Below are 6,869 nucleotides of genomic sequence, written 5' to 3' on the forward strand. Positions count from 1 at the left end.
GCATGGGTTGCCTCGTAGGTTGGACACCAGAGGCAACCCGTTCCTCACGGGAGCCAGTTGCTACTGAACTCTAGAGGACTTTGTGACACGACCAAAGGTTTACGCCCCTCCGTCTACTTCTTTCTCTCACACCGTCTGTTTTCGCCCGTGTACAGGCTTCTAACGGGGTCCAGGATAATATAACACGGGGGAATTGCCGGAAAGGCAATAGAAGTTCAGCGAATTTTACCCCAGAACCATACCGATCGGCGGCAAACACGGGCAAAGACCTGGGGGAGGGGGTTTATACCACGACCGCTCAGATACCAGAATTGCAGTACCTAGATCGGTGAACTCATCGGGACACGGGAAGCCTGCCCGTCACTACAGGGCGAACGCGAGATCACGCGTTAGGCCGGATCGTGTATGTGACTGTTGCGTGTCCGGCCGCAACCGGATATTCGACCCGCAGCGGACTACCTGGACCCCATTGGAGTCGAACTGGTGTGTCAGCGGGAATCCGCTGTTGAATCGGGTCCAAGTACGTCAACGAGTACGACTCTTCAACGCGCAACTCCGGAGTATCACAGGTATTCGATAGTGGGACGTCCACTCGCACGTCGTCCGTGTCTCCTGTCCCCGCTATATAAGCCGATCTCTCAGTCGGTCTCGTACCGAACTCGACGCGGTCAGTCATGTCTACAGCGAGGTCAATGACTTTCGACAGCATGGCAGGTGAGGTTGTGATATCGACCGCCGTGCCCGGCTCTGTTCGTAACCAAATCTCCGGAACATTCACCTCTCGAATCGTGCCTGTCCGGTACAGCAGTTGCTTCGCAGTGATTTGAACTTCATGCGTGTTCGGTATTGCCATCGTGATCGTGTCCACCGATGGAATATCATGAACATCCAGCAGGCCGTTCACATCGAGGGCTGTGGATGCGGGTGTATCACCCGCCTGTATGAATTCAAACGCTGAGTGTGGCACGTGAATATCGACCCAAGCGGCACGCGCTTCGTCAGTCGCATGGATCGTCACCGCATCTCCCGTGATGTCAATGTGGGCTTCGCCGTCGAACACCATCACTGGCTGGAACGTCTCTCGAAACACGTTCGTTGACACTTCGGCGTACATCACAGCAGCCACCCCTGTGCGACGAGCTGGGTCGAACGACTGGTGAATGCAGTCAGGCACGTCACCCACCGACAGCTACGCATCTGACTGCAGATCACGGGGTGTCACCCGTCCGCGTGAACGTCGAATCAACGACGCCGAGCAACACTTCATAGTAGGTGACGTCCAACCGGAGCGCGTACTGCGGAGACGCTGCACGGTTTATCAGCGTGTGGAGGTTGTACAGGAGAGTTCCGAGATGAAACAGAAACAGGCGCGTATTATGATTCGGTGATTGCGTGTTCGGCGTGTACTCATGCTTCAACTGCCTGATGAACGTTCCAGCTGACCACCGGTACTGGTACGTCTCAAACAGATCAGCCATGTCGCACTCCGCCGGCGACAGATCCGTAAGAAACGCTATTTGCGGAGACATCTGGTACCGGTTCTGGAGATTTTCCGGCACGGGGTGGACGTACAGGTTCGGAGCCACTGACAGTCCGCCGAATTCCACGTTTGACTGGAACCGTGATTCATCCACCGGCGTTGCGTCGATGACTTCCGCGACTTCGCCCTTCGAGAGTTGTTTCGCTCGAATCACCCAGTTGTCATCGGCGATCGCTCGACAGGCACGCACCGCCGGAGCCGAGAAGAACTCACGGTCGATGTGTACGCGACCAACCGAATCACGTTGTTTAATCGGACGCATCAAGCGGCGGAACTGCGGCGATCGCTCTGTTTTATCGCCAGCGATGTCGATCCCGACCGCAAACCGCGCGTCGCTATCGGTCAACGAGACAGTTGAGAAGCACCACCCGTACCCCGACTCACACTCCTCTGGATTCCGCAGTAATTTGGAGTCAGGATCGTCACTATCATCCTCGCCCCACCACGTGACCCATGTCGGGTCACACGCGATGTCCCGCTCCTCATCGAAGAAACCCAGCTCACCGACCACATCCAAGAATCGTTCCGTTGCGAGCGTGAACATCCGCCCGATGTCGTCCCGGTTGAGTCCTGCAAGCAACGCACTAACGTGGCCTGCTGTGGGGATATCGGACTCGTCATAGTACCATGCTGCGGCTGCTGGACCTGCTCTGACACCCCCGTTGACCAGCGCGGCTTGCGCGATCGCGGCGATGATCGCCCGAACACTGAACTGCGTGTTCTCTGCCCGGTCGAACGTGATCGGGGCCAGCACCTCATCCAACACCGTTGAAACCCAATTACGGATCGCAGCACGTCGAGTCTCAGGTTCGATGAGCGCTTCATCGATGATCGGAGGGACATCGAGACCGTGAGCAACGGCGACGCTATCAGGCAATTGGATCCCAGCACGCGTTACGGCGTGGACACTTCGCGTTGCTGCGGCTCTAATCGTGTCTCGATGTCCCACAGCCTCTAACGATTTTGCTGCTCGCGCAACCGTCGAATTACTCGGTGCGGTGTCGTACCCGATCCGAGTGGTTATGTCCTCGTGGTCGTCGAGGTGCTCAACGATTTCCCGCCGAGAATTTACACCCCACGCATCAAGTAGCATGACCGTCTTCACGTGCCGCGGCTTAATAGGCAGGTCAGCAAACGACGTCTCTTCAACCGAAAGGGCTACGTCAGCGACATCAAGCATGGTAGCATCGAATGTCTTCGCTATCTCGTAGGTGCCCTGCTGGCCTTCACGAGATGTACTTGCGGCTGACGTTCGGTTTTCTCGACCGATCTGTACCGCGAGGTGTGCTCGCCGCTGTAACTCGGCCATATCGGTGACAGGGTGTTCGATCTCAATGTTCGACCCGTGACTGGCAGCACGGTCGCCGTCTGCGTCCGGGTTCCATTTGTGGGTGAGATCTACATGTGAATGCTTTTTCGCCGATGTGATTTGTTCAGCGAACGCGTCACAGTGAGTCACCCTGACCGCCGAATTATTCTGCTGCATAATTTGCTTGTCCGGTGCTGGAAACATAACCGTTTGCCCAGTAATACATGGAAAAACACGACTAAACCACACACTTCTACCCAAATATAACCCAAATGTTTATATTAGTATAGAGGTGGAAACTTGGTTTAAATTCGCACGAGACCCTAGATCAGGCAATAGAGGACCCAACACATGGAATTCAAAAAATACTGTAAATGCCTGACGACTGGCTCGCTGAGGTGGCGCTTGTATGCGATCTGGAGTTCTAACGATCCAATCGAGATCGCCTCATCACCAATTCTTGCTGTGATCGCGTTTTGGAGGGATGCGCAGTCGAACTCGTCACGTGCGAACTTCACTTCTGGATGCGGAGTAATCTGGTCTTCCGTGGCAACCCAGATGTTGTCGCCGTTATCAAGCATCTCGTACATCGAAGTGAGCGGCATCGCCGGGCCCCAGAACCCCTTCTTGTCAAGCGTCTCTGCGAGTTCGACTGTAGTCTCCTCGTCGATTCGTTCGATGAGGACGTCAACGTCTTCGGTAGAGCGTGCTCGCCCAGCGAGGATAGAGACGTATCCCGCGATGTAGACGTGCTTGATGTCGAACTGACCGAGAATTTTGGAAAATCTGATCGCCAGCTCGCCGAGCTGATTCGGCTCGTGTTCGACGACGAGTGTTCCATTCCGGAGTTCGATACCACCCATAGATGTTCGTCAGCAGGTGACCGCAGAAATCGTCGGGAATAGCGGTGCCCAGGTCAGGTCATCCGATACGCTTGATCGACTCAAGGCCAGGGACCTCGACGATCCGTCTCCTCACCTGCGAATCGGTCATTGTCGTGGTCCAGCGAATGGTGATGCCGACGGTGATAGTTGTTGCCGAAAGGTTCGGAGCGATACCGCGCATCTCGTCAACCGTGCCGGTATCGATGTCGTCGGGACGCGAGAGGCGCTCTTCGGCGTCGGTGACGAGATCGCTGTCTGCGCCACATGGGATGCGGATCGTGACGACAGCAGTCGTCGTCGGCTCGGGGTCGTTGTCATTGGAGATTGCCATGATGTCACCTCTGTTGAAGAGCGTCGCTCGGGCTATCTGATTCACGAGCTACGCTCCGAGTGCGCGAGGGGTGATTCGAACGCCCGTCTCGGTCGTGGCACGACCGCGTGATACCGAACTACACTACTCGCGCTTGACGGAGAAAGATGAGAGGACAACGCTATGCAGACTCGAAGGCCTCGATTGCATCGATGACCTGCTTCGGGTTTTCGGCGTGTTCGATGAACGAGAAGACGTTCTCCGACCACCCGGAGACGTTGTAGACGTTCTCGTAGCCTTCCGGGGTCACGAGGTCGCCGTAGGATGCAAGATCGACGAGATAAAGCGAGGTGTCCGTGGAGACCTCGTCTCGATACGCATCGAACGCTGCCTTGACCGTCTGGTTGTCGCGCGCCGTGAATGGTGTGCTGTCCCAGATCTGCATGTCGGTGAAGACGACGACTCGCTCAACGGGTTCTTCACGGTCGCGGAGATACTCGAACGCCTTCCAGCCGTTCGTCGAGTTCCCGACATCCTCGTCGATGGCCAGCACCGCATCTTGACGCTGCAGTACTGGCGTGTCCACGTGCATCGGAATGGTCTGGAAGTCGTCACCGAACCCGCCGACCTCTGCACCTTGGTCGGCCAGGATCGCACCGAATAACGCGCCGATCTCTTTTAACCTGAGCGTGCTGTTCTTGGACAGCGCTGTGTCCATCGACCCCGAGAGGTCCACGGCGACGAGCGTATCTCCGAGTCCGTCGGGCACCGTCTCGACAGCGGCGTCAATTGCGTCCTCCAGCCACCGCTCGACCGCCGGTGCTTGGACGTCCGCATTCTGGAGCGCGGTGTACGCCTGGTAGTACCGGAACGGGTACAGCGGCGCGTACCGCACCGCCTCTATGTCGAGGTGTTCCACGATGGTGTCCTCGTCGACACCGGCTTCGAGCATATTCCGGAGGTTCCGGATCGACGCGAAGATCGGCAGCGAGTACGTGTCGTCCTCGATGAGCGTCTCCCACGCGTCTCGGGTGTTGCCGCGCTCGGAGATAACCGTCTCCCAGGTGTTGGGCGACGGCAACGGTTCGACGTCGGGATAGTCGTCGAGATCGCCGCGCATGAATCGCTCGAACAGCACCTCTTGGTCGGTGTCGACGGGCGTGGGGTGGACGCGGTTGAACACGTCGTGCAGCGTCACCTCACGCCGCGACAGTTCGTACTTTCCCAGCGTGTAAGCGTCGGCCATCGAGACGAGCGCGTCTTCGATACCGCGTCGAAGCGGCCACGGTGCAGTCCCGCCGAAGAGCTGGTCGTGGATGGCGAGCGCGGTGGCCGTCTCGTCCATCCGCTGGATGATCGCCGGGGGCCACTCGCGGATGAGCGACTTGGGGGAGTCATCCTTGAATCGGTCGTCGTTGGCTGCCAGCACGAGCAGGACCTGTGGGATGTCCCGCAAGTAGAGTTCCTGTCGCGCGTACGCGGCGAGCTTCAGGACGAACTCCGGATCCTCGTCTGCGGCGGCGTCGAATCGCTGGACGACAGCGGCGAGTTGCTCGTCATCGGTTTCGTAGAACGAGTTCTCCAGCAGCTGGTTGATCGTGCGCTTGTACAGTGCGAGTCGAGGGTCGGTAGGCCCGAATGCTTCTCCACCTTCGTAGTTGGTGGTTCGCGTTGCCTCCGCGACCGTTTGCTTTGGCTTGTTGAATTCCATACTATCACTCGGAGCCGCAACAGGCGACTCCGATACCGGTGCTGCTCACACGGATGCAAGCAGCGAACGTCTCCGGCACGATTCGAACGTGCGACACTCGGCTTCGAAGGCCGGTGCTCTGTCCTGGCTGAGCTACGGAGACAAGGATGTGGCCGGAAAACTGCTGGAGCCGGAACAGCGTGCTACCTGGTTACACTACGGTGGAAGACCGGATTCCACCGCCGGGATTCGAACCCGGACTTCTGGCTCCAGAGGCGAAGGATGGCTCCAACTTGACGGCCACGGGATGAGTGATGGCGACTGGGAAACTGTCGAGGCGGATCCGGTGTCGAGAGTACCCTCGTGCTCTCTTTGTCCGGGATGTTCTCGATGGACGGGGCCACCGACAGGATTTGAACCTGTGAGTTCCTGGCGAAGCAACGCCTCGACTCGACGGTCGCCACGTGCGGTCGGGAAACTGACGGCGCGACGGGCTATGACTCCCGGTGTGCCTTGCGGGCTGAAGGAACGCACCGTCTCGACGACTGCACGCTATGGGAACCGACAGCGGACGCGTCACCGGTCTACGTCGTTACCTCGATGGTACGACGCAGAGCGTCGGTGTCCACTGCCAGTTCCCGAGTGCTCCCGAGGGGAATCGAACCCCCGACCTCCAGCTTGAAAGGCTGGCGTCTCTCGCCAACGGAGACTCCGGGAGCATCACTGCTACTGGTTCCGAGCGCCTGGAGAAGGACTCGAACCTTCCACGGTCAGGGTAACAGCCCGGCACCCCCACCAGGGGGGCCTCCCAGGCATCAAGAGGGCCCGACGGGATTCGAACCCGCTATTCTGCGGTTAAAGGCCGCTTGCCTGTCCGCATAGGCTCCGGGCCCACATGCTCCAGCCCGGATTCGAACCGGGGGTTCGGCCGTGAGAGGGCCGTGAGTTTGGCCGCTACTCCACTGGAGCGAATTGGCCTCGCCTGCGAAGGGTCATCGGCCAGTGGGACGGGCAGGATTCGAACCTGCGTGTTCTCGTTACAACTCAGCTTTGCACGTTAGCGTCAGCGGTTGAGTGAACGAAGAGATGGTCGATCTCGGTCATCAAGTCATCGATACCGCGATCATCGTTGTCTC

The 6,869-nt window shown here is 58.2% G+C and carries 5 protein-coding genes and 4 tRNA genes; all 9 read right to left on the minus strand.

Annotated elements, in window-relative coordinates:
- Positions 1–382: 382 nt before the first annotated feature.
- Positions 383–1,114 (minus strand): hypothetical protein, encoded by a 732-nt coding sequence (locus tag ACFQEU_RS09240; protein WP_379781448.1) that lies wholly within the window; start codon positions 1,112–1,114, stop codon positions 383–385.
- A 94-nt stretch (positions 1,115–1,208) separates the two neighbouring features.
- The gene (locus ACFQEU_RS09245; protein WP_379781450.1) at positions 1,209–3,026 is read right to left on the minus strand and encodes a hypothetical protein; all 1,818 of its coding nucleotides are present in this window, start codon (positions 3,024–3,026) and stop codon (positions 1,209–1,211) included.
- A 146-nt stretch (positions 3,027–3,172) separates the two neighbouring features.
- Positions 3,173–3,712 (minus strand): hypothetical protein, encoded by a 540-nt coding sequence (locus ACFQEU_RS09250; protein WP_209485462.1) that lies wholly within the window; start codon positions 3,710–3,712, stop codon positions 3,173–3,175.
- A gap of 58 nt (positions 3,713–3,770) precedes the next feature.
- Positions 3,771–4,109: a hypothetical protein gene (locus ACFQEU_RS09255; protein WP_379781453.1), complete on the minus strand. Its 339-nt coding sequence runs from the start codon at positions 4,107–4,109 to the stop codon at positions 3,771–3,773.
- Between the two features lie 15 nt (positions 4,110–4,124).
- Positions 4,125–4,197: transfer RNA gene (locus tag ACFQEU_RS09260), tRNA-Gly, on the minus strand.
- A 27-nt stretch (positions 4,198–4,224) separates the two neighbouring features.
- Entirely contained in the window at positions 4,225–5,754 is a 1,530-nt protein-coding gene (locus ACFQEU_RS09265) for a TROVE domain-containing protein (protein WP_379781455.1), read from the minus strand.
- Positions 5,755–5,821: 67 nt separating this feature from the next.
- Positions 5,822–5,896 (minus strand) — tRNA-Arg (locus tag ACFQEU_RS09270).
- Positions 5,897–6,376: 480 nt separating this feature from the next.
- Positions 6,377–6,452 (minus strand) — tRNA-Glu (locus ACFQEU_RS09275).
- A gap of 177 nt (positions 6,453–6,629) precedes the next feature.
- A tRNA-Glu gene (locus ACFQEU_RS09280) sits at positions 6,630–6,702 on the minus strand.
- Positions 6,703–6,869: the final 167 nt, after the last annotated feature.

Source organism: Halorubrum tibetense (assembly GCF_042661865.1).
Taxonomy (GTDB): domain Archaea; phylum Halobacteriota; class Halobacteria; order Halobacteriales; family Haloferacaceae; genus Halorubrum; species Halorubrum tibetense.